The sequence below is a fragment of the Mesorhizobium sp. WSM4837 genome, from assembly GCF_055811435.1.
In genome coordinates this window covers 11,926-31,276 of sequence record NZ_JBVVQE010000046.1, presented here as the reverse complement: position 1 = coordinate 31,276, position 19,351 = coordinate 11,926, and the positions used below count along the sequence as shown (strand labels likewise).

Sequence of the window (19,351 nt, the reverse complement as noted above, 5' to 3'; positions counted from 1 at the left end):
ATCGAATAAGTGCGTAAAATTGTAAGTACCGGCGTTGGCCGGCTTGAGTTCATTCCGCCAATGATGCCTACCTTGGTGGCAAAGCCGCCCCAAGGCGACGACTGGATGCATGAAGCCAAATTCGACGGCTACCGCTCCCAAATCATCATCGACGCCGGCGGTGTGCGGATCTTCACCCGCCGCGGGCTCGACTGGACATCGAAGTACCGCGATCTGGTCGAGGCAGCCAAAGGTCTCAACTTACAGAACGCCATCATCGACGGCGAAGTCGTCGTGTTGAATGAGGCTGGCCTTTCGGATTTTGCCGCGCTGCGCAAGGCAATCACCAGGCGCCAGCAAGACCTCTATTTCGTCGCGTTCGATATGCTGCATCTCAATGGCCACGACTTGCGCGACATGGCGCTTGAGGATCGGCGGGAAATCCTCGCCGGCCTTATAGGGTCTGATAGCCGCATCCAGTTCAGCGAGACCATGCCGGGAGGCTAACGCGATCTATCATCTGATCGACGCGGCCGGCCTGGAGGGGATGGTATCGAAGCGTCGAGACAGCAAATATCGCAGCGGGCCGACCACCAATTGGCTGAAGACAAAATCCTTCACCGAAAGCGAGTTCGAGCTTCTTGGCGTCGAACGCGAGCGGGGTAAGCCGGCCTTTGCTCTGATGGCCGAGCCGGAGACCCGCAAGTATGTCGGCAGCGCGTTTGTCAGTGTAAATCGCGAGATGCGGGAGCGGCTTTGGAAACGCGTCCAGGAACATGCCGGGCCACCGCCAAAGGACATGCCAAAGCGGCCGGCAACGCAGTGGGTCAAACCGGGCATCAAAGCCCGCGTGAAGCACCTCAGAGGCGAGGAAGATCTTCGGCACGCATCGCTGCAGGATTTTTGGGATGAAGGAATTTAATGCGCTCCGTCCGAGCGCCTAGCGCGAGGCAAGGGACGGGCGCTAGAAGGGAGGCCCTATGAAACGCAAGCCCAGTAAATCCGGATTCAACAAACTTCTCGACGTCGACACCACACTCCTATCAGCAGAGCCTTTGATCGGATTCCTCGAACTGGAGACCGACACCGGCACGATCGAGCTGGCTATGAATAGGACCTTGGCCGAGCAACTTCTATTTGCCATCGCAAGGGAGATGATGCCCCAACATTTGCGGTCGAGCGTTCGCAATAGGGTCGCTGAACCGATGGCCGGCAACAACTGGCAAGAAGATATCGCGGCCCGCTGCGCCAGCGCAGTTGATGAGCGAGATCAGTCGTCTTCCATTTCAAGAGTCCGATACTCGCCGCTTTCGTTGTCGTAGACCTCGACTTCAACTGTCGATCCGTGTCGCCGGATACTTTCGACGGTTACGTCTCGATATTCGCCAGCACCACTATCAAATATTTCGATGTCCCTGCCCGTCCTGACAAGATTACCCTTGCCAATCTCAACAGACTCGCCAGTCGTCGTATCCGTCCCATCCCAAGCATATGCATCGGACGCGCCGAAAACGAGTCCGATTGCGAGCGCAAAACATTTGATCATAGTAAGCCGCCCTAATGGCAGTGATATTGGCCAGTTTTATGATTCGTATGGCAGCCGTTTGAGTCTGTTCCGCCGCCATGGCTGAACGCCGGGGCAACGCTATAGGCGCCAAAAAGAACACTAAGAAAAATCAGATATTTCATTCCGCCCTCCCAAGTAGATGGCTATTCGGCGCTCAATCTTGGCGAGAGTCAAGAGAACACGGAAAGGCGGTCTGTGTGGCGGGCTCGTCGACGATCATAGACGAGTTGCGCTCGATCGGTGCCGTAGGACTTCTGCGCTTGCTCGTGATCCATGCTTGCGACCTGGGAGCGTTCATTCGATCAAATGGGTTCAAGTTCCACCAGGAATTCCGGCATGGCTTCGGCTATTCGACTGTACGCAAGTTTCGAACAAGCCGAACGAGCCAAGCAGCGCATTGGCGATCATGTCGACGGTGCTCTTTGTATCCCTCAATCCGCGTCCGAAATCTGTCAAATACCGTGCAGGGTCGGGCTTGGAATATTGTCCGGCGACGCCGGACCAATTCGGATGTGCGATTTCACTCAGGCTCTCGTAGCTGGCAAGCACCCCGGGTACGGCTTTGTCCATGCGGTCGATACAGCTCAGGATTTGCATGGCCTGTGGCCCATCCGGCCATTTACGTGAGTCCACGAGCAGCCGTATCAGCAGATCGTTCAGGTCTTGCGGTGAATGGGTATGCCGCGCATCGAGAATTTCCCAGAGTTTCCACACCAGGGCAGCATTCTCGGTGAGCCGCTCGGGTCAAAAGGGCGGCAACGCTCAGGTCCTCGCGTCCAAGAGCATCGCATGCATTGCGCGCCAGCTCTTCGCTCCGCCAGATCAGCGCTTCGCGTGGGCACAGCAATTGGAATGGCGCTTTGGACCAAACCCCTAAAGCGGCAGCGTCGATACGAGCCTGGCAGATTTCGCGCAGCCTGTTTGCAAACTCGCGCGCTTCGACAAGCTCTGCAGAGACCATGTTTGGAGCGCCCTTCATTCTACCTGCCCCATCTTATCTGAGTCCCGCCGATCGGCGAACTCCGGCCAAAGATCGGCCAAGTATCTCGCAATCTGAAGGCCAAGTTCCTCGACTTAGAGAACGCCATCCGGCACTCGCTGAAGTCGTTCGGCACCCGCTTGGGCAAGGTCGGACGCGGGGCGTTCGAGCGGTCGGTGCGCCAAGCGGTGGCGGACGATCCGCTGCCGAGCGAACTGTTGGACGCGATGCTGGCGGTGCGCGACGCGGTAGAAACAGTATTGCCGGCTGCACGATCTCGTCGTGCAGATTGTCGGGCGTAGTGAGCCGTGCCGGCGTTTCATGGCTATCCCAGGTGTCGGTCCGGTGACGGCGCTTTCGCTCATGACTTCGATCGATGATCCGACGCGCTTCCGTCGCTCGCGTGACGTTGCGGCCTACTTCGCTGACGTCGCGGCGCTGGCAGTCGATGGCCATGAAGCGCCGGCACCGCTTGCTGCGAGATGCAGCAAGAGACCTACCCATCAGCACGCCGGCTAGCATCAGCCGGGCGCAGCTGCTCACCCAAAAGGGCAATCGCCAGAAATGCCCCGATAAACGGCGCGGGCGAATAATAAGCGCCGCTTCGATGCGAATGGTTGTTGCTCATCGGCCATCCCAAACGACATAGAAGGCGGCAATCTATACCCCACCTTTCCAGCGCAACAGCCGCATGGCGTTGGCTGTCACCAGCACCGTCGCGCCTGTGTCGGCGAGAATGGCGGGCCACAGGCCGGTGATGCCGACTACGGTCGTCACCAGGAACACCGCCTTCAACCCCAACGCCATGGTGATGTTCTGCTTGATGTTGGCCATGGTCGCCTGAGACAGTTTTATCATCGCCGCGACATCGCCGACGCGGCCATGCAGCACCGCCGCATCTGCCGTCTCCAGGGCGACGTCGGTGCCGCCGCCCATGGCAATGCCGATGTCGGCCGCGGCGAGCGCCGGCGCATCGTTGATGCCGTCGCCGACCTTAGCGACCGTCAGCCCCTGCCCTTTCAACTCGCCGACAATGCGCTGCTTGTCTTCGGGCAGCAGTTTCGAGCGCACCTCGATACCGAGCTGCTTGGCGATTGCCACCGCCGTGCGCTGGTTGTCGCCAGTCAGCATGACAGTCCTGATGCCAACATCGGTCAGCGCCTTGAGGCCGGCCTGCGCGTCCGGCCGAGGCTCGTCGCGCATGGCGATGAAACCGGCCAGCACATCGTTGATCAGCAGCACCGACACCGACTTGCCCTGGTCGTTGAGTTCGGCGATGCGGGCCGCCTGCTCGGCTGGCAGCGCGACCTTCTCGCCTCCAGCGATCGGCGAGCCCAGGAAGACGCTCTTGCCGCCAATGCGACCGACGACGCCCTTGCCGCCGAGCGCCTTGGCCTCCGCCGCCGGCGGCACCGGCACGCGATCGGCCTTGGCCTTTCGCAGGATAGCCAGGGCAAGCGGATGGCTCGATCCGGTTTCGAGTGCAGCGGCCAGCGACAGCACCTCTTTTTCGCTGATCCCGATGGCCACGACATCCGTCACCACGGGCTTGCCTTCAGTCAGCGTCCCGGTCTTGTCCAAAGCCACGGCGGTGATCTTGCCCAAGCCTTCCAGCACCGCGCCGCCTTTCATTAAAAGACCACGCCTGGCGCCGGCCGAGAGCGAGGCGGCGATTGCCGCCGGCACCGATATGACGAGCGCGCAGGGGCAGCCGATGAGCAGCAGCGCCAGGCCTTTGTAGATCCATTCGTTCCAGTCGCCGCCGAAGGCCAGCGGCGGGACGACGGCCACCAGAGCCCCCACGGCGACGACGGCGGGCGTATACCAGCGTGAGAAACGGTCGATGAAGCGTTCCGTCGGCGCCTTGCTTTCCTGGGCCTCCTCGACCAGCTTGACGATGCGGGCGATGGTGTTGTCGGACGCCGCAGCCGTGACGGTTATGCGCAACACGCCGTCGCCATTGATGGTGCCGGCGAGTACGTCCGCGTCGACGCCCTTGCGCACCGGCACGCTTTCCCCCGACACCGGCGATTCATCGATAACGCTTTCGCGCTCGATGATCTTGCCGTCGGCTGGAATGCGATCGCCCGGCCGCACCAGAATGATGGCGCCAACCCCAAGGGCTTCGGCCGGAACTTCGCGCGTGGCGCCATTCTCCTCCAGGAATGCCGTCTTGGGCACCAGCGTGGTCAGCGCCTGGATGCTGGAGCGCGCCTTGCCAGCGGCCACGCCTTCCAGCAACTCGCCGACGAGGAACAGGAAGACCACGGTGGCGGCTTCCTCGCCGGCACCGATGATGACGGCGCCGATCGCGGCGATGGTCATCAGCATTTCGATGGTGAAGGGAATGCCGGCGAGCGCGGCCATCACAGCTCGCCGTGCAATCGGCACCAGTCCGATCAGCATGGCGGCAATGAAAAGCCAGACGCCGGTGGCCGGCCAGACATAGTGAATCGCAAAAGCTGCGGCCAATGCGGCGCCGCTGGCGATGCTCAGTCGGCCTTTGGCGCTGTCCCACCACGGCCCCGTGGCCGGCGTGTGGTCGTGGCCGTGCAACCCCTCCAGGTCGTCGTGGTCATCTTTGGCTGTGCCGGCATGGTCGCGGCCAGCATGGTCGTGGCCAGCGTGGTCATGGCCGCCTTTGGTGCCGTACCCGGCCGGCTTGGCAATCTGGCCGGCTTCGCTCGTGAGCTGAGCCACAGAATAGCCGAGACCCGTCACCTTCTTTTCGATCGCGGCGAGGTCGCTTTCGGCAGTGTGCCTGACGGTCATGGTGCCGGCAGTGACCGAGACGTTCACATCCTGGACGCCATGCATGCGCCGCAGCGCGCTATGGATTTTCGTCGCGCAGCCTGCACAATCCATGCCTTCGACGCGATAACGGGTTTGTGCGGCGGTTGCAGCCATCGTCTCACTCCTTGAACCATTCCAGCGGCACGCTACATTCTCTAGCGACTAGAGGAGCAAGCGAAAAATCATGCGCAGTATCCCGATTGGCGAAGCGGCACGACAGAGCGGCGTGAAAGTGCCGACCATCCGCTACTATGAGCAGATCGGCCTGCTGCCCGCGCCGAACCGCAGCGAAGGCAATCGACGGCACTATGAAACCAGCGATTTGCGCCGGCTGGCGTTTATTCGCCATTCACGCGAATTGGGGTTCGGCATCGAAGCCATCCGCACCCTGCTGACGTTGCAGGATAATCCCAGCCAGCCCTGCGCCACGGCCGACACCATAGCCCAGGCGCGGCTGGCCGACGTCGTTCAGCGGATACGCAGCCTCACGGCATTGAAGGCCGAACTTGAACTCATGGTCGAAGGCTGCCGGCACGGGAAGGTCGGCGAATGCCGGGTGATTGAGGTGCTGGCCGATCACAGCCAATGCGAACACGCCCGGCACTGACTGGACCCGATCTCGAACGATCTAATCATTCGTGAGCCGGCCTTTCCGCCACCATCCAGGTCATGAGGCGCGACTGCACGGCGAGGTGATGATTTTGACCCCGGCTAAGCCACGAGCTGAAGTGCGGCTTGCACTCCGGCAATTGTCCGGAATCGGTAGCAGCGGCCCTCTATTCCTTTGCATCGGCGCGTCAGAAGGACGTGATTTGCTTTGCCCATGTAACAAACCAGATGGGCCAGACCGAAGGTGATTTTGAGAAAGGCGGAGCGGCACCGCCGATGCGTTGGCCGTATCGCTTCGGTCGCCCGAATGCCATGAACATTGCCGACACTTGAAGATAAAAACACGCTGGGACCGCAACCGTTGCCCTGAAATTCTCAGCGAAATGCAGACGGGCCAGTTTAAGTCGGACTTGGTGCGCTCAGGCTTTGCCCAGCGCGATCCTGAATTCATAGACCTTTTTGCTCAAAACTTCGCACGTGTCGCTGCGCGAGTAAGGTGGCAATAAATCCGTGCTGCGGTTTACCTGCGGTCATCCAGAATGTTCAGGGCGTAACGCGTGTGTCGCCGTTCGCCAGTTCTAATCATCGCGCCCTTGGAAACGAGGTCTTGCAGATCTCTTGTCGCCGTCGCGCGCGATGCTTGAGTGATGGCGATATAATTCTCGGCGCTGAGCCCTCCTTTGAACCCGTCGATGCCTTCGCGGAACATTCGGGCGATGACCTTTTCCTGCCGCTCGTTGAACAGGTTTCGGTAGCGTTCGTAAAACTTGGCTTTAGCTACGGAGAATTCGACGCGGACCAGCGTTACGCGTTGCGCTTCAAGGATCGTGTTGGCAAAGTAGAGCAGCCAATTTGTTACCGCGTTGCTCTTATTGCTGGCCTGCAGGTTGTCGTAGTAGGCCTTGCGGTGGCGTTCGATCGTGTATGCCAAAGCGATGAGACTTGGTTCACCCAGGCTTTGAGCAAGCGCCTTTTCGCAGAGGGCACGGCCTATGCGGCCGTTGCCATCCTCAAATGGGTGGATGCTCTCGAAATAAAGGTGCGCGATACCGGCTCGCGTCAACGCCGGGAGCGGCGTCTTACCTTTAGGCGCGGTATCGTTGAACCAAGCGGTGAAAGCATCCATTTCGGCTTTGACCCGCGCTGAGGGAGGTGCCTCGAAATGCACTTTGGGCTTATCCAGCCGATTGGAAACGATCTGCATGACGTCGGCATGCTGGCGGTAATTGCCAATGGTCTCAATACGCCGTTCCCCCGACATCACCATCTTGTGCCAAGCGTAGAGAGTGCGATGCGAGAGGGCATGGCCAAAATGTAAATACACGTCGGCCATCATTTCCGCGATGCCGCGCTCGGCACGCGGAATGCGCCTGTTCTCGCTGCCCAGCCCAAGTTGCTGGCGCAGGGATGATTGCAGACTCTCGCGGTTGAGGTATTCCCCTTCAATCGCGGATGTCTTCAAGGCCTCCTCACTGATAAGATCGATGCGTATCTGGTCGCGATCGTCAGAACCGACGTGCCGAAAGACACCCAGGAACTCACCCGATCGGAGCAGGAATTCGCTTTCCAGCGGTTCCAATTCTTCCTTATCGTAGGTAAAATGCGGCCAGTCAGCCTGCTCCCAATTCCATACCATGAGTTATAGCGTACCTTTCTATAACTCATAGTGCCTTAAATAATGAGCTATAGCAATCCTCTCTATGCCTCAGAAACCGGGGTTTTGCCCTGGTACGCACAAGTTCGCCCTCTCTCGCGAAACGAAATCGGGGCGATTTCTTAATCGGCAGGCCGGTCGCTCCAAGTATCTAGGGCCTCCACAAGCGTGCGCGCCCTCCACCCACACACCAAGCACTATATCGGCATCATGCGCGGGACCGGGAAGGTGATGGTGCGCCGGAGAAAATTCAACTCCGAAGGCGGAGCGCGCATTCCACGTCAGGTAACTCGAGCCATGATTTCAGATTGGATCGTCCTTGCGGTATATAGCGATGCGTCTAAGGACAGATTCCCAAATGCAAGTTGGCAAAGTAGATAATTAGCACCGGCCTCTTCGAGCTGATCAAGAAGAGCTTGTCGCGCGGAAGATGCCGTTCCCACCACGCACAATTCGCTTTCGATTGCTGCATCCAAGCTCAGCGGCAGATTTGGGGGCGTCTGGAGCGCATTGAGGTCGTAGAGGAACCTGAAGCTCTTGAGCCATCGTTCGTAAGCGGGTGCCGCGAGCGCATATGCATCTGTTTCCGATCGCGCGATCACGACCATGCGGAGCATTCCAAGAAATGGCCCTCGCTCGTCCGCGTCGGCACTGCGCTCCCGGCAGGCTCGGAATGCATCTGTAATTCTGCGAACAGAAGAGGCAGGTCCAAGGCACGCGATATTGGCGCCACTTGAAGCGGCCCAGCTGGCCGACTCGGGTCTATTGGTGGCGATCCATGTCGGTGGATGGGGGCGCTGATAAGATCTCAGCGTCAAAGGGACGTCATTCAGCTCAAAATGGCGGCCGCTATAGGACAGCGTGTCGCCCTTCATCGCCTTGATAAGGATTTCGCTGGCTTCCGCATAGTGACCTGGCGCCGCCTCCGCAGCAATCCCGAAGTAACCCAGTTCGACTGGGAGAGAGCCGCGCCCTATACCCAGTTCGACCCTGCCACCACTCAACTGGTCCAGCATGCAGATCTCCTCGAACGCACGCAGCGGATGATAAAGGGCAAGGAGCATTACCATCGGGCCGACGCGGAGGTGCCGGGTGCGCTGGACGACGCTAGATAAGAACAGATTCGGCGATGGGCCCCTCCCGTGCGGAGTGCAGTGGTGCTCTGCCAGATGATATGCGCAGAAACCAAGGTGATCGCACGCCTCTGCCAAACTCAGGCGATCGGCGTATTGTCGGGCAATCTCGCAGCCATCCTCGTCCAGGTGGTCGAATATGCCGAAGGTCAGGCCCAGGGGGAAGGCATTCTTCACGCGATTTCTCCAACTCTTTGCAACAGTTCATGGCTCGCAATGATGCAAGCAAATTCAAATTATCGGTGCGCTTAATGGCCGGGGAACTATCGACTGGTTAAGGCAGAAGCAGCAGCCGCTGACGGCCGGCACAGCGGGATCGTTTTCTCCGCCCTTCCAGCTATCTCTCTGGCGGCCTCAAGGAATTCATCCATCTCGGTTTTCGTACCGATGCTGATGCGGATGTAATTTTCCAGCCCTGCATCCGGAAAGAAGGCGACGAGTATCTTTTGCCTTTCCAAGGCTGCTTGCCACCATGAGCCTTCCTGCCCCGGTGGCACACGCGCTAGCAGGAAATTTGCGTGAGAAGGTATTACGGAAAATCCGAGTTTCGACAGTGCCACCGTCACTCGCTGTCTTTCATCCCTGATGTGCTTGTGGTTCTCGGCATAGGCGCCGCGGTGCCCAAGCACACTGATGCCAACAGCCTGGCCGATCACGTTCATGTTGAAGACGTTCTGGAGATCCCGCAGCCTGCCAATGACTTCGGGGTGGCCAAGTCCGAAACCGACGCGAATGCCGGCGGTGGCATAGCTTTTCGAGAATGTTCTCAAGATCAGGAGGTTTGGATAGCGATCGAGGAGATGCAGACCATTGTCCGGTGCAAAATCGACATAGGCCTAATCCAAGACAATCAGACGGTCTGATTGTGATACCAGGCGTTCAACATCGGCCACAGGAACAAACGTTCCGGTCGGATTGTTTGGGTTGGCCAGCAGAATGAACTTGGCATCTTTTGCCGGTCCCAAAAGCAAGTCTTCGACGGGCAAGGAATGATCTGCGCACCATCCGATTTCGAGAAATTGAGCACCCTGCAAACGGGCAAGTTTGCGGTTGAACGAAAACCCCGGCGACATCATCGCCATTCTGTCTCCTGGAACCAGGAAAGCTCTGTAGATAAGCCCGAGCAGTTCAGACGATCCGTTTCCGGCGATCACCTGATCCTTCGAGACGCCGTAGGCTTCCGACGCTGCTTGCCTTAAGCTGACGTTGTCGTCTTCTGGATATAGATATTGCCGTTCAAGAGCCGCCATCGCACTTTGCATTATGGCTTTCGGCAACGGAAACGGGTTCTCGTTCGTGTTTAGCTTGACGCAACAAGGATCCGGCGCCGGTTTGTCGGACAGCAGAACATCTAACTGTCCCGCTACCTGCGAAAGGGAAGAAAGCACAGTTTGCAGTTTTGCATCAGACATCAATTTTTCTCCGTTTCAGTCTCAGTGCGTCCGGCACGAGCTGGTGATCAAGACAGGGCCTGGACCACCGACGATAGCGCTGCCGTGAGACCCGGGTGCACGGTGGGGCGACGACCGCGGGGGCAGCGCGGTCTGTGCGATCGGATCGGAATTGCAGGAGCCCCGCATCACTCCTCAAGGGCGCCAAGGCACGAATACTTGATTGTCCCAGCTACTCGGCTCGGTGATTTGTTCAAAGACGTTTGATCACGATGCCGTATTTCCTCAACACGTAGCCGATCTGGCGCGGCGTCAGTCCGAGCAGGCGTGCCGCCTTTGCCTGGACCCAGCCACATCTCTCCATCGCCTGGATGACACGTTCGGCATCGGCCATTCTCGCAGAGTGGACTACCCCGACTGGGTCCAGCGGCGGCTGCCCTTCGGTCGCTGACGGCGGTGGGACGGCGGCAGAACTAACCCCAGCAGCCGGCGGTATGGCCCGAACCACTGGTAGCGGCCCGATCGGCGAAGGTTGCAGCGCGACTTTGCCAACTCTGCAAGTATGCAGCGCCTCGGCGAAGCATTTGCCCTGGCAGCATGCAAAGTCGTCTTTCCCGATTGATGGCCCCGCCGCCAGAACCGCGGCACGATACACGCAGTTTTCCAGTTCGCGAATGTTGCCGGGAAAGTCACAGTTTATCAGTACTTCGATCGCGCTCGGATCGAAGGTCAACATAAGGCCATTCTCATCGTTGAAATTCTTGAGAAACTCAGCTGCAAGTAGCGGAATATCGCTGCGCCTTTCGCGAAGCGGCGGCACCAGCAAGGGAACAACACTGATGCGGTAGTAGAGGTCGGCACGGAACTCGTTTCTGGCAACTGCCTCTTCCAGGTTCTTGTTCGTGGCGGCAATGATGCGGACGTCGACTTTAATGGTCTGGTTGCCCCCGACCCGCTCAAACTCCTGCTCCTGCAGCACGCGCAAGAGCTTTGCCTGGAACGAGGCCGAAATCTCGCCAATCTCGTCTAGGAACAATGTCCCCTTGTCGGCGAGCTCAAAGCGCCCCTTGCGCGAGTTGAACGCACTTGTGAATGCACCCTTCTCATGGCCGAACAATTCGGATTCCAGCACAGTCTCGGGTAGCGCCGCGCAATTGAGCTTGATGAAGGGCCGCTTGGCGCGCGGGGACAACTCGTGGATAGCCTTGGCGACCAGCTCCTTACCGGTACCGGATTCGCCTCGCAACAGAACCGCAATCTTGGCCTTGGCTACGAGCGCGACCTTCTCAAGCAGACCTCGCAACGCCAAACTGTCGCCAATCATCCCCTCCACGTGAGTGTTACGCTGCGGGGCCAGGCGCTTCTGCTTTGGCAGGGAGTCCTGCTTTGCCATCGGTTGCTCGCGGTCGCCCTCGAAAGAGCGATGCGACTTCACTGCCTGCCCTACCAGGTTGGCGACTAGCGGGAGCAGACAGAGGCTGTAATCGAGCCAAACTCTTGAGCCATGGCGCAGTACGTGGTCGATAGTCAGCGTGCCCACGACATTTGCATCGACGCTAATGGGAACGCCGATGAAGGACACTGGTATGTCGTCGGAAGCCCCGAGCACGTCCATGTCGGCGGCGGTGAAAGCCGGATGAACCGCGATGTTCTCGGTGGCCAGGGGCTTGTCCGTCGCCAAAACCTGGTCGATTGCATTCCGCGGAAGGTACGTCCGGCAGCGCTCACTGCAGCTCTCGGTCCGGCCAGCGCCTGCGATGATTTCCAGTTCGCCATCACCGTCGAAAAGAGAGATGATGCCGTGCCTCATCTGCAGAAACGATCGCAGCAGGTCTACAACCTTGGCCAGCCTGACCTCGAGCCCGGAGGGGGCGGTGAGCGCTTTCGAAATTTCGTAGATGCCGGCAAGCGCGCTCGCGCGCGACGGCAGAATGGCGGGTTCCAAGTCATCCCTTTTGGTGTCGTGGAGTGATGTGCAGCTTGACGAAGTCTGCTCAGCACTTTCTTCAGATTGGCGACCATTGTCCTGATCTAACATGTCATCCTCGATCTTGGGGCGCGACAGCAACGCCGCGCCATCTGGATCTGCGATGTCCCCGGCGTAGACGCATCGTCAGATGGCATCAGGGCCCGAGCCAACGATGGCCGGCACCAACAAGAATTTCTTCGCCCCGCGAGCCGCAGCATGATTGGCGCACTTGCTTGCGGGTGGGAGCCGCTTACCGGAACGCTTGAGACGTTGATGCAGGTAGTCGTGAGGTGTCGGCGGCAGGACGCCAGAGTTCCGCAGGCGACATACTGCCTTGCATAAGATCAAGTGTGGGTCACGGTTTTGGGCGTCGGTCAGGCCCTGACGAGGGGCAAGCCCGAAAGACGCCGGAGGCAAGGCTTGATGCATGGCTCGGCTATTCCTTACTGAACTGGGGCGCGGTTCAGGCTTCCGGAGCGCAGCCACACGTTGCCCTACAGAGCGGGAATGAGGATGGCTAGTCAACCGAGCTTTCCTCGCATTTCTGAAAGGAAAGCACGAGGACATGATAGAATTCCATCAACTTAGATTTGCCGACGGATGGACATCGAACGGCAGAGTAACCGCGGCGTGTTCACGGAGGACCGGCGCGGTGAGCGTACAAGGTCGACGCCCCCGGGATGCTGTCGGCATTAGGGCGGCTGCGTCGACACTACGGCCCGAAGTGTCGTCGAGCGGCTAAAGTGTTCGCGCTATGAAGCATCTTCTGAGTCGCACCGATGCGCACCAAGTCCCGTGAATCATTCCGTCTTATCGACGACCCGTCGAGAAGCCACGGCTGCAGCGGGAGCGCGGTAAGAGCCCGCTCGTGTAGGGAATCCTCCACTTCCGTGCCCGGCCGGGTCGCAAATGCGACAAAGAAGCGAGCGGGCACAGCGGATCGCAGAGTTACCGACTGGTGGCTGTCAGGCTAAAGCAATGGGTGCAAAGCTGGCGTTAGTGCGGGATTTCGCCCGAGATGACGGCAACAGTGCGGAAGCTCGCACAACCCGCCCTTACTGAGGCTGCCTCACCGAGCGGAGGAATACCTTATTGGGCGCGGGCCTCCACTTGGCACAACACTTGCTGTCGACATGCCAGCAGCGCGTGACCGGAGCGCCGCGATGGGAGAAGCGCGGGAAGGGAGGAGGCCCCACCCCGATCCGGTCAGGGAGAGAAAAGCTGTTGGCTCCACCAATCCGAAGCGCGGGTCCCGTGCCCCGCAAGGCCTTCTACGCCCAGCTCTACATTCAGGTGCTTACCGCCATCGCCCTCGGTGTCGCAGTTGGCTATTTCTACCCGGAGGTCGGCGAGAGCCTGAAGCCGCTCGGCGATGCTTTCATCAAGCTTGTCAAGATGATTATCGCGCCGGTGATCTTCCTAACCGTGACGACCGGCATTGCCGGCATGAATGACCTCAAGAAGGTCGGCCGGGTCGCCGGCAAGGCAATGATCTATTTCCTCACCTTCTCGAGCCTCGCATTGATTGTCGGTCTCATTGTCGCAAATGTCGTTCAGCCGGGTGCCGGCCTGAACATCGATCCGGCGTCGCTCGATGCCCAGGCCGTGAAGGGCTATGCCGCCAAGGTCCACGAGCAGTCGGTGACCGGCTTCCTGATGAACATTATTCCCTCGACGATCGTTAGTGCCTTCGCCGAAGGCGACATCATGCAGGTCCTGTTCTTCTCGGTGCTGTTCGGCATTGCCCTGGCGATGGTTGGCGACACGGGCAAGCCTGTGCTTTCTTTGCTTCAGGCGCTCCTCGCGCCGGTGTTCAAGCTGGTCGGCATTCTGATGAGGGCCGCGCCCGTCGGCGCTTTCGGCGCCATGGCCTTTACCATCGGCAAATATGGCATCGGTTCGGTGGCCAACCTCGCCATGCTGGTCGCCACGTTCTATTTCACCGCCTTCCTCTTCGTATTCGGGATTCTAGGCGCGGTCTGCCGATACAACGGCTTCTCGATCTTTTCTCTCGTGTGCTACATCAAGGAAGAGCTGCTGCTGGTCCTAGCAACGTCCTCCTCGGAGGCCGCGCTGCCTTCGCTCATCGCGAAGATGGAGAACGCCGGCGCGAAGCGTTCCGTCGTGGGTCTCGTCATCCCGACTGGATATTCCTTCAATCTGGACGGCACCAATATCTACATGACGCTCGCCGCCCTCTTCATCGCCCAGGCAACGAACACGCACTTGTCGATTCCCGATCAGATTTTCCTATTGCTTGTCGCGATGCTTTCCTCGAAAGGTGCCGCAGGTATAACAGGGGCCGGCTTTATCACCTTGGCTGCTACGCTCTCCGTAATACCAAGCGTTCCCGTTGCTGGGATGGCCCTCATCCTTGGCGTGGACCGCTTCATGTCCGAATGCCGAGCGCTGACGAACGTAATCGGCAATGCGGTGGCCTCGCTGGTTGTCGCCCGCTGGGAAGGCGAACTGGATGAAACGCGCATGAAAGCTGCCTTCTACGGGAGCTTGCCGAGAGATTAAACCGACCACGCGCCCCAGCAAGATTGCTGCAGCGCGACCAGCCAAGTCGCCGGCTCATCAGCCACCAAACAATCGGCTCGCCGGGTCTAAACAGCGGTTCGCGGGCCACAGATCAGAAGCATCAAATGCGGTGAGGACAAGAAACATGGACGCCCTATGGAAACGGACCGCAGACCGAGACGCGCCCGGGTGCGCCTGGAGCGCTGATCAATGTATAGGCCGTCGATCGGGGAGGATGCCGAAATCACTTTGCCGCCCCAATCCGTCGCCGGCATGCACCGGATGACGGAGCGCCAGCCGATCAAAATCGGAGCGACGGCAAAGCGCCCTACAATTGCCGATCTCGCCCGCGAAGCGGGGGTGAGCGTGGCAACGGTCGATCGGGTGCTGAACGCTCGCCTTCCGGTGCGGGAGGAGACCGCGCGTCGCGTCCACCACGCGGCCCACGCGATCGGCTATCATGCTGCGGGACTTATCAAACAGCGCATGGGAAAGGACCTGCCCCGCTACCGGCTGGGCTTCATCTTGAGGAAACCGGCCCAGCATTTTTACCAGGAGTTCGCGCGCGAGATCGAGGCGTCGGTCAGTTCGGCCCACTGCTTCCACGGCATTCCGCTCATCGAATTCGCGCCGTCACATTTGCCTGGGGATCTGACGGCACTGCTTAAGGATCTTGGTAGCCGATGCCACGCAATCGCCATGGTGGCGCCAGACCACCCGAAGATCACGGCAACAGTCGAGGAGCTCAAGGCGAAAGGCATCCCCGTCTTTTCGCTACTTTCTGACTTCGCCGCCGGCGTGCGCGAGGGCTACATAGGTCTCAATAACCGCAGCGTCGGTCGGACGGCAGCTTGGATGTTCTCCAAGGTCGCTAAACGGTCTGGCAAGGTGGCCGTGTTTGTCGGCAGCCACCGTTTCCAGGGTCATGAGCTGCGGGAAAGCGGGTTCCGTTCCTATTTCCGTGAGAACGAGCCAGCATTCGAGGTGCTGGATACGCTCGTCAATCTTGAGAAGCGACAGATCACTTACGAGGCGCTGCTGGATCTTATGCAGCGGGAACCTGAGCTCGTCGGCTTCTACATGGCCGGCGGTGGCATGGAGGGAGCTATCTCCGCGCTCCGGGAAGAGGGCAAAGGCCAGGATCTCGTTGCGATCGTGAATGAAATCACGCCGGAGTCGCGGGAGGCCCTCGCGGACGACATCATCACGATGGCGGTGGCGACGCCACTGCGCCGACTTTGCCAGGAGCTGATGTTGCTGATGGATCGCGCCATCAAGACCGGCACCGCGGAGACGCCGGGGCAGACATTTCTCCCGTTTGACATCTATCTGCCGGAAAACATCTGAAATGATGTGATCTATCGCCATGGCCGACATTCCTTTCATGAATGCCTCGCAGTCCACTCCACTCGGGACGGTGTGCGCATTTCAAATGAAGTGTTCGCTCTGCTCATTCAGATCGAGAGCGAAGCCGTGCTGGGGGGATCTCCTCAATTCAATCACGTTAGATGAAGCTAAGCGTGAAGCTCTTACAAAGGAGCTTCGTCAGTTGTGGGAGCAGCGCTGCATTCGGCTGCATCCCTCACAAGCTGCTCGCGTCCGTCAAGGCGCCGATCGTTTGCTGGACGAAGCATAACGGGCCCACCAAAATGGCTCTTTCGCTTCATGCGGTGTTCCGAACAGGAGCGGTGTGTTGCCCAGAGTCGGCCCGCTCACTAATGGTCAGGCGACGCCGAGGCCGATCGGGGGCAGTTTTTGGCGCCGTTTTGCAGCAATGCTTGCTGATGGCTCAGCGAAGCCCCCCGTGATCGCCGGGCTGCCGGAGAGGCAACCAGGCGTGCGCCCTTCAGCATTCCCAAACCTGATCGTCGTCGGCCTTGAGAACGCGCCATCGATCGAACGCGAAAAGCGGGTTGGCCGGCCTTCAGGAGGAGGCGAACACAAGTGAAGCGGCTTGAAGCTCGGCGTGAAAGGGGAAACAACTTTTCCGGACATATCGTGAGCGCGGCAAACTCGCTCCCAAGAAGTATAGCGGCCCGGTAAAGGCTCGGGGAATTCATGCACTCCGCGGGCCACGAAAACGTCCTGCCCAGGGCAAGCCTATATTGGCTTTCCCGATTGCGCACGACGCCGCTGCGTGGCTCCGCCAAATCCACTCGGTCAGTACCGGGACGACGTTCCGACCAGGCGGCCGCCGCGGTACTCGTGGAAAAAGGGTCGCCCCAGCGACGACTGCGACGACGAGTAGCTTCGGTCAGGCTCCGTTCTTGTCGAAGGAGCCTGTCATGCTCTGCCGCTGCCGGACGACGCTCGATGCGAGTTCGACTCGGCTCGTGCCCTCCACTCTCCCAGCGCGCCAATTCTGCGCAGCTGTCCGTTCTTCTGCGCCAACCGATGTCGGTTCATGTTTTTAATCAGCGGGCTAGCGTCGGTAGCACCGGCCTTCGGAGGGTATGCCGTCCTGCACTGCCAGCGCAGATTGGATCGCAGCTCTTGAGCAGCTCCTTTCAGTTCGGATGCCAGCCGTCGCTCTACCATCGAAAACACGGGAGATAGCTTTTGCATGCTGCAGGAATCCACCACCTCCTCGGTCCCGAGATGGCATTGCTACTTGCTCTTAGGTGCTCATAGGAACCGGTCTGTTCCGGGGTGTGCGTCGCCAGCGGGGCTTGCTCGGGCGGTCGGATGCATATAGCTCGGCTACAGAAGAAGCGGCCAGACCTTCATTCGCCGTCTGCCGCGACTTCCTGCATAATTCGTGTTCACAAGGAACGACCTATGAGGCGGCAGCCCCGAGCATTCACGGTGGAGATCAGACAGAAGCGCAGTTCTCAAAAACGGAGTCGTTCGATCTGGAGCGATGTCGATCTTACCGCAGCAATGGCCGAGACAACAAGGGAACTCGAGGAGATGGAGTTGCCAAATGGTCGCCCTGTTGACTCAAGTGTTGTAGCGCTTGATGCTGAACGCTTGCACAAACCGCGAGCGGAGTATCTCATGGCAAATCCCCTGGACGCAGAACCAGAAATAACTGCAACGCAACCGGCAGCGAAGGTAGAGGGGCCTCAAAAGAAGAAAGCCAAACGGTCGCCGAGAGCGAAGGCTGAGCCTAGGCCGCCTGCTCGGAAAGCGCCCAATGCGGCGTCTCAGGCGGAGGAAGCACCAGCAGCGACCGTGCGGGCCGGACGTAAGATCTACTCTGAAAAGGAGCGCGCCCAGATGCTCGCCCTGATACAGAAGTCCATCAGTGGCGGCGCCACCATCAAGAGCGCCGTAAAGCAGGCCGGCATTTCGGAACAGACCTACTATCAATGGAAGAAAGCTGCGTTGCCCGCATCGGTTGGTGACGATCTGAAGGACCTCGTCGCGCTTGAGGAAGAAAACAAACGACTGAAGAGCCTGCTCGCGGAACGCCTGCGCAAGGAGAACGCGGAACTGAAGAGGAAGCTGGGGTTTTAATAACGCTGAATCGCAGATCGGAGCGCCAGAATTCTTGTCCGACGCGCTATCGAGAGCTCATAGCTACGGGTCTGGTATCGGCAGTTCTGGCCGGAGGAAGCGGTCGTCGGTGATCCCGGAGAGGCCGCCGAGGTGAAGCAGCAGCTGCGCGACCGCGGTCCTAGAAAAAGATCACCTCAGGACCACCTGCGGTTGGCTCGCGCACTCGCCCTGTCCGCCACCAGTTGCTCTTCGTCCGAAAATTCCGATAGTCCGCCGCCCTCAGCATCAGATCCAACCATCGCCTTGCGGGCCCATCGAACTGCGCGGCCGCCCAAGGCAGTCCAATGGCCAGTCTTGACAATGGTGATCCGGCAAGCATCCGCATGAGCGGGATACAGGAGCGATCTCGAAATGACTTCTCCGCTCAATTTGCCTACGCGCCTTAGACCGGCACTCGCGCCAGTAGCCCGTGTCGGATGAGATCGATGCTGGCGGCAAATGCGCCTGCAGTGTCATTCAATGCGTGGACTTCCTCGACGAGCTCAAGAGAAAAGGGACCCGTATAGCCGCCATCAAGTAGCGCCCGGATCTGGCTGCAATTGTCGGAACCTCCCAGGAGGCGATCCGGGTGAACCCACAAGGTTGGATCGTTTATGCCTGAAATGTGCACGAGACCGGTCAGATCGCAAAAGAAGGACGTCTCGCCGGCGAGTGTGTGGTGGAATGTATCGTGCACAAGCCGGAAGACGGACTGGCCATCAACCCAGGCAATAGCGTTAGCCGCTTCGTTCTTCGACCGAAGCGAGGAGGTCTGGAAGCCAAGCGGTTCGATGAGCCCAATCAGACCCCGCGACTGAAGTATCGGCTTGAGCGCCTTCAAGGCGACGCGGAGATTGCCATTGCGCTCGCCATTGGCGGACCACGAACCGTCGTTCACCGGCACCAGCATGAGCGCCTGGGCGCCACAGGCGGCCGCATAATCGGCGAGCTTGCTGGCCTCGGCCTTGCGGGCGGGAGTCCATTCGTTGAACCGCTGTAGAGCGTTGACTGAGATGATCGTGACGCCCGCTTCGGCAGCGGCAGACCGAACATCCGCCGGCGGCTTGCCGCGCACAACAGCCTTACTGCAGGGATTATTCCGGATTTGCACGTCGGTCAGACCGAGATCGCGGGCGAGCGCGAAGAACGTCCTGACGTCAAGCCCGGGCGTCGCCATGTAGTCGAGTGCAATCCGAAGTGGCGCCTGGCGCACGGAGTGGCTTTCCTTCATGAAGGCGGCCGCCATTCTCGGCTGACTGGCTTCTGCCGTTTGT

Annotated in this window: 16 protein-coding genes and 2 pseudogenes; 9 read left to right on the top strand and 9 right to left on the bottom strand. The window is 59.4% G+C overall.

The genetic code is table 11. The annotated features are described in order from the left end of the window. Positions 1–105 precede the first annotated feature (105 nt). Genes AC0L3D_RS23985 through AC0L3D_RS23975 form a run of 3 tightly spaced genes read left to right on the top strand, consistent with a single transcriptional unit; the run spans position 106 to position 1,301 of the window. Positions 106–486: an ATP-dependent DNA ligase gene (locus AC0L3D_RS23985; RefSeq protein ID WP_473646002.1), complete on the top strand. Its 381-nt coding sequence runs from the start codon at positions 106–108 to the stop codon at positions 484–486. A gap of 40 nt (positions 487–526) precedes the next feature. Next, positions 527–901 (top strand): hypothetical protein, encoded by a 375-nt coding sequence (locus tag AC0L3D_RS23980; RefSeq protein ID WP_473646001.1) that lies wholly within the window; start codon positions 527–529, stop codon positions 899–901. Positions 902–959: 58 nt separating this feature from the next. Then, positions 960–1,301 (top strand): hypothetical protein, encoded by a 342-nt coding sequence (locus AC0L3D_RS23975; RefSeq protein WP_473480633.1) that lies wholly within the window; start codon positions 960–962, stop codon positions 1,299–1,301. Here the strand turns inward: AC0L3D_RS23975 and AC0L3D_RS23970 are convergent. The 3 genes from AC0L3D_RS23970 to AC0L3D_RS23960 form a co-directional block, all read right to left on the bottom strand. Next, positions 1,250–1,525: a DUF5334 family protein gene (locus AC0L3D_RS23970; protein ID WP_473645999.1), complete on the bottom strand. Its 276-nt coding sequence runs from the start codon at positions 1,523–1,525 to the stop codon at positions 1,250–1,252. The genes AC0L3D_RS23975 and AC0L3D_RS23970 overlap by 52 nt on opposite strands. An 11-nt stretch (positions 1,526–1,536) precedes the next feature. After that, the gene (locus tag AC0L3D_RS23965) at positions 1,537–1,668 is read right to left on the bottom strand and encodes a YHYH domain-containing protein (protein ID WP_367185466.1); all 132 of its coding nucleotides are present in this window, start codon (positions 1,666–1,668) and stop codon (positions 1,537–1,539) included. Between the two features lie 190 nt (positions 1,669–1,858). Next, the gene (locus tag AC0L3D_RS23960) at positions 1,859–2,260 is read right to left on the bottom strand and encodes a hypothetical protein (RefSeq protein ID WP_473480636.1); all 402 of its coding nucleotides are present in this window, start codon (positions 2,258–2,260) and stop codon (positions 1,859–1,861) included. A 339-nt stretch (positions 2,261–2,599) separates the two neighbouring features. Between AC0L3D_RS23960 and AC0L3D_RS23955 the strand changes: the two are divergent. Further along, positions 2,600–2,973 (top strand): annotated as a pseudogene (locus AC0L3D_RS23955) (transposase); the annotation flags it as partial. A gap of 212 nt (positions 2,974–3,185) precedes the next feature. On the opposite strand, the gene AC0L3D_RS23950 reads toward AC0L3D_RS23955, so the two are convergent. Beyond that, complete coding sequence (locus AC0L3D_RS23950) at positions 3,186–5,432, bottom strand: heavy metal translocating P-type ATPase (protein WP_473645997.1); 2,247 nt, start codon at positions 5,430–5,432, stop codon at positions 3,186–3,188. Positions 5,433–5,502: 70 nt separating this feature from the next. Here AC0L3D_RS23950 and AC0L3D_RS23945 point away from each other — a divergent pair, with 70 nt between their 5' ends. Both AC0L3D_RS23945 and AC0L3D_RS23940 read left to right on the top strand, forming a co-directional pair. Beyond that, positions 5,503–5,925, top strand: coding sequence for a MerR family transcriptional regulator (locus AC0L3D_RS23945; RefSeq protein ID WP_473645996.1), 423 nt, complete (start codon positions 5,503–5,505; stop codon positions 5,923–5,925). A gap of 128 nt (positions 5,926–6,053) precedes the next feature. Beyond that, on the top strand, positions 6,054–6,260 hold the full coding sequence (locus AC0L3D_RS23940) for a hypothetical protein (RefSeq protein WP_473638751.1): 207 nt from the start codon (positions 6,054–6,056) through the stop codon (positions 6,258–6,260). 187 nt (positions 6,261–6,447) lie between these two features. Here AC0L3D_RS23940 and AC0L3D_RS23935 read toward each other — a convergent pair whose 3' ends face one another. The 4 genes and pseudogenes from AC0L3D_RS23935 to nifA form a co-directional block, all read right to left on the bottom strand. Next, positions 6,448–7,563, bottom strand: a complete 1,116-nt coding sequence (locus tag AC0L3D_RS23935) for a Fic family protein (RefSeq protein ID WP_473645994.1) — start codon at positions 7,561–7,563, stop codon at positions 6,448–6,450. Between the two features lie 299 nt (positions 7,564–7,862). Continuing rightward, the gene (locus AC0L3D_RS23930) at positions 7,863–8,891 is read right to left on the bottom strand and encodes an LLM class flavin-dependent oxidoreductase (RefSeq protein ID WP_473645992.1); all 1,029 of its coding nucleotides are present in this window, start codon (positions 8,889–8,891) and stop codon (positions 7,863–7,865) included. A gap of 86 nt (positions 8,892–8,977) precedes the next feature. Continuing rightward, a pseudogene (gene hisC, locus AC0L3D_RS23925) lies at positions 8,978–10,126 on the bottom strand (histidinol-phosphate transaminase). A 232-nt stretch (positions 10,127–10,358) separates the two neighbouring features. Continuing rightward, a complete protein-coding gene (nifA, locus tag AC0L3D_RS23920) occupies positions 10,359–12,143 on the bottom strand; it encodes a nif-specific transcriptional activator NifA (protein WP_473645991.1) in 1,785 nt (594 codons plus the stop codon). Between the two features lie 1,152 nt (positions 12,144–13,295). Here nifA and AC0L3D_RS23915 point away from each other — a divergent pair. From AC0L3D_RS23915 to AC0L3D_RS23905, 3 genes are all read left to right on the top strand, one after another. Next, the gene (locus AC0L3D_RS23915) at positions 13,296–14,597 is read left to right on the top strand and encodes a dicarboxylate/amino acid:cation symporter (RefSeq protein ID WP_473480736.1); all 1,302 of its coding nucleotides are present in this window, start codon (positions 13,296–13,298) and stop codon (positions 14,595–14,597) included. Positions 14,598–14,879: 282 nt separating this feature from the next. Then, complete coding sequence (locus AC0L3D_RS23910; RefSeq protein ID WP_473518206.1) at positions 14,880–15,944, top strand: LacI family DNA-binding transcriptional regulator; 1,065 nt, start codon at positions 14,880–14,882, stop codon at positions 15,942–15,944. Positions 15,945–17,402: 1,458 nt separating this feature from the next. Continuing rightward, on the top strand, positions 17,403–18,056 hold the full coding sequence (locus tag AC0L3D_RS23905) for a transposase (RefSeq protein ID WP_473645989.1): 654 nt from the start codon (positions 17,403–17,405) through the stop codon (positions 18,054–18,056). Positions 18,057–18,480: 424 nt separating this feature from the next. Here the strand turns inward: AC0L3D_RS23905 and AC0L3D_RS23900 are convergent, their stop codons facing one another. After that, positions 18,481–19,323 (bottom strand): TIM barrel protein, encoded by an 843-nt coding sequence (locus tag AC0L3D_RS23900; RefSeq protein ID WP_473646012.1) that lies wholly within the window; start codon positions 19,321–19,323, stop codon positions 18,481–18,483. Positions 19,324–19,351 lie beyond the last annotated feature (28 nt).

Coding starts and splice junctions, on each gene's coding strand:
- AC0L3D_RS23910 (WP_473518206.1), top strand. CDS start 14,880: ATGACGGAGCGCCAGCCGATCAAAATCGGAGCGACGGCAAAGCGCCCT.
- AC0L3D_RS23980 (WP_473646001.1), top strand. CDS start 527: ATGGTATCGAAGCGTCGAGACAGCAAATATCGCAGCGGGCCGACCACC.
- AC0L3D_RS23900 (WP_473646012.1), bottom strand. CDS start 19,323: ATGGCGGCCGCCTTCATGAAGGAAAGCCACTCCGTGCGCCAGGCGCCA.
- AC0L3D_RS23975 (WP_473480633.1), top strand. CDS start 960: ATGAAACGCAAGCCCAGTAAATCCGGATTCAACAAACTTCTCGACGTC.
- AC0L3D_RS23945 (WP_473645996.1), top strand. CDS start 5,503: ATGCGCAGTATCCCGATTGGCGAAGCGGCACGACAGAGCGGCGTGAAA.
- AC0L3D_RS23970 (WP_473645999.1), bottom strand. CDS start 1,525: ATGATCAAATGTTTTGCGCTCGCAATCGGACTCGTTTTCGGCGCGTCC.
- nifA (WP_473645991.1), bottom strand. CDS start 12,143: ATGTTAGATCAGGACAATGGTCGCCAATCTGAAGAAAGTGCTGAGCAG.
- AC0L3D_RS23965 (WP_367185466.1), bottom strand. CDS start 1,668: ATGAAATATCTGATTTTTCTTAGTGTTCTTTTTGGCGCCTATAGCGTT.
- AC0L3D_RS23985 (WP_473646002.1), top strand. CDS start 106: ATGCATGAAGCCAAATTCGACGGCTACCGCTCCCAAATCATCATCGAC.
- AC0L3D_RS23935 (WP_473645994.1), bottom strand. CDS start 7,563: ATGGTATGGAATTGGGAGCAGGCTGACTGGCCGCATTTTACCTACGAT.
- AC0L3D_RS23950 (WP_473645997.1), bottom strand. CDS start 5,432: ATGGCTGCAACCGCCGCACAAACCCGTTATCGCGTCGAAGGCATGGAT.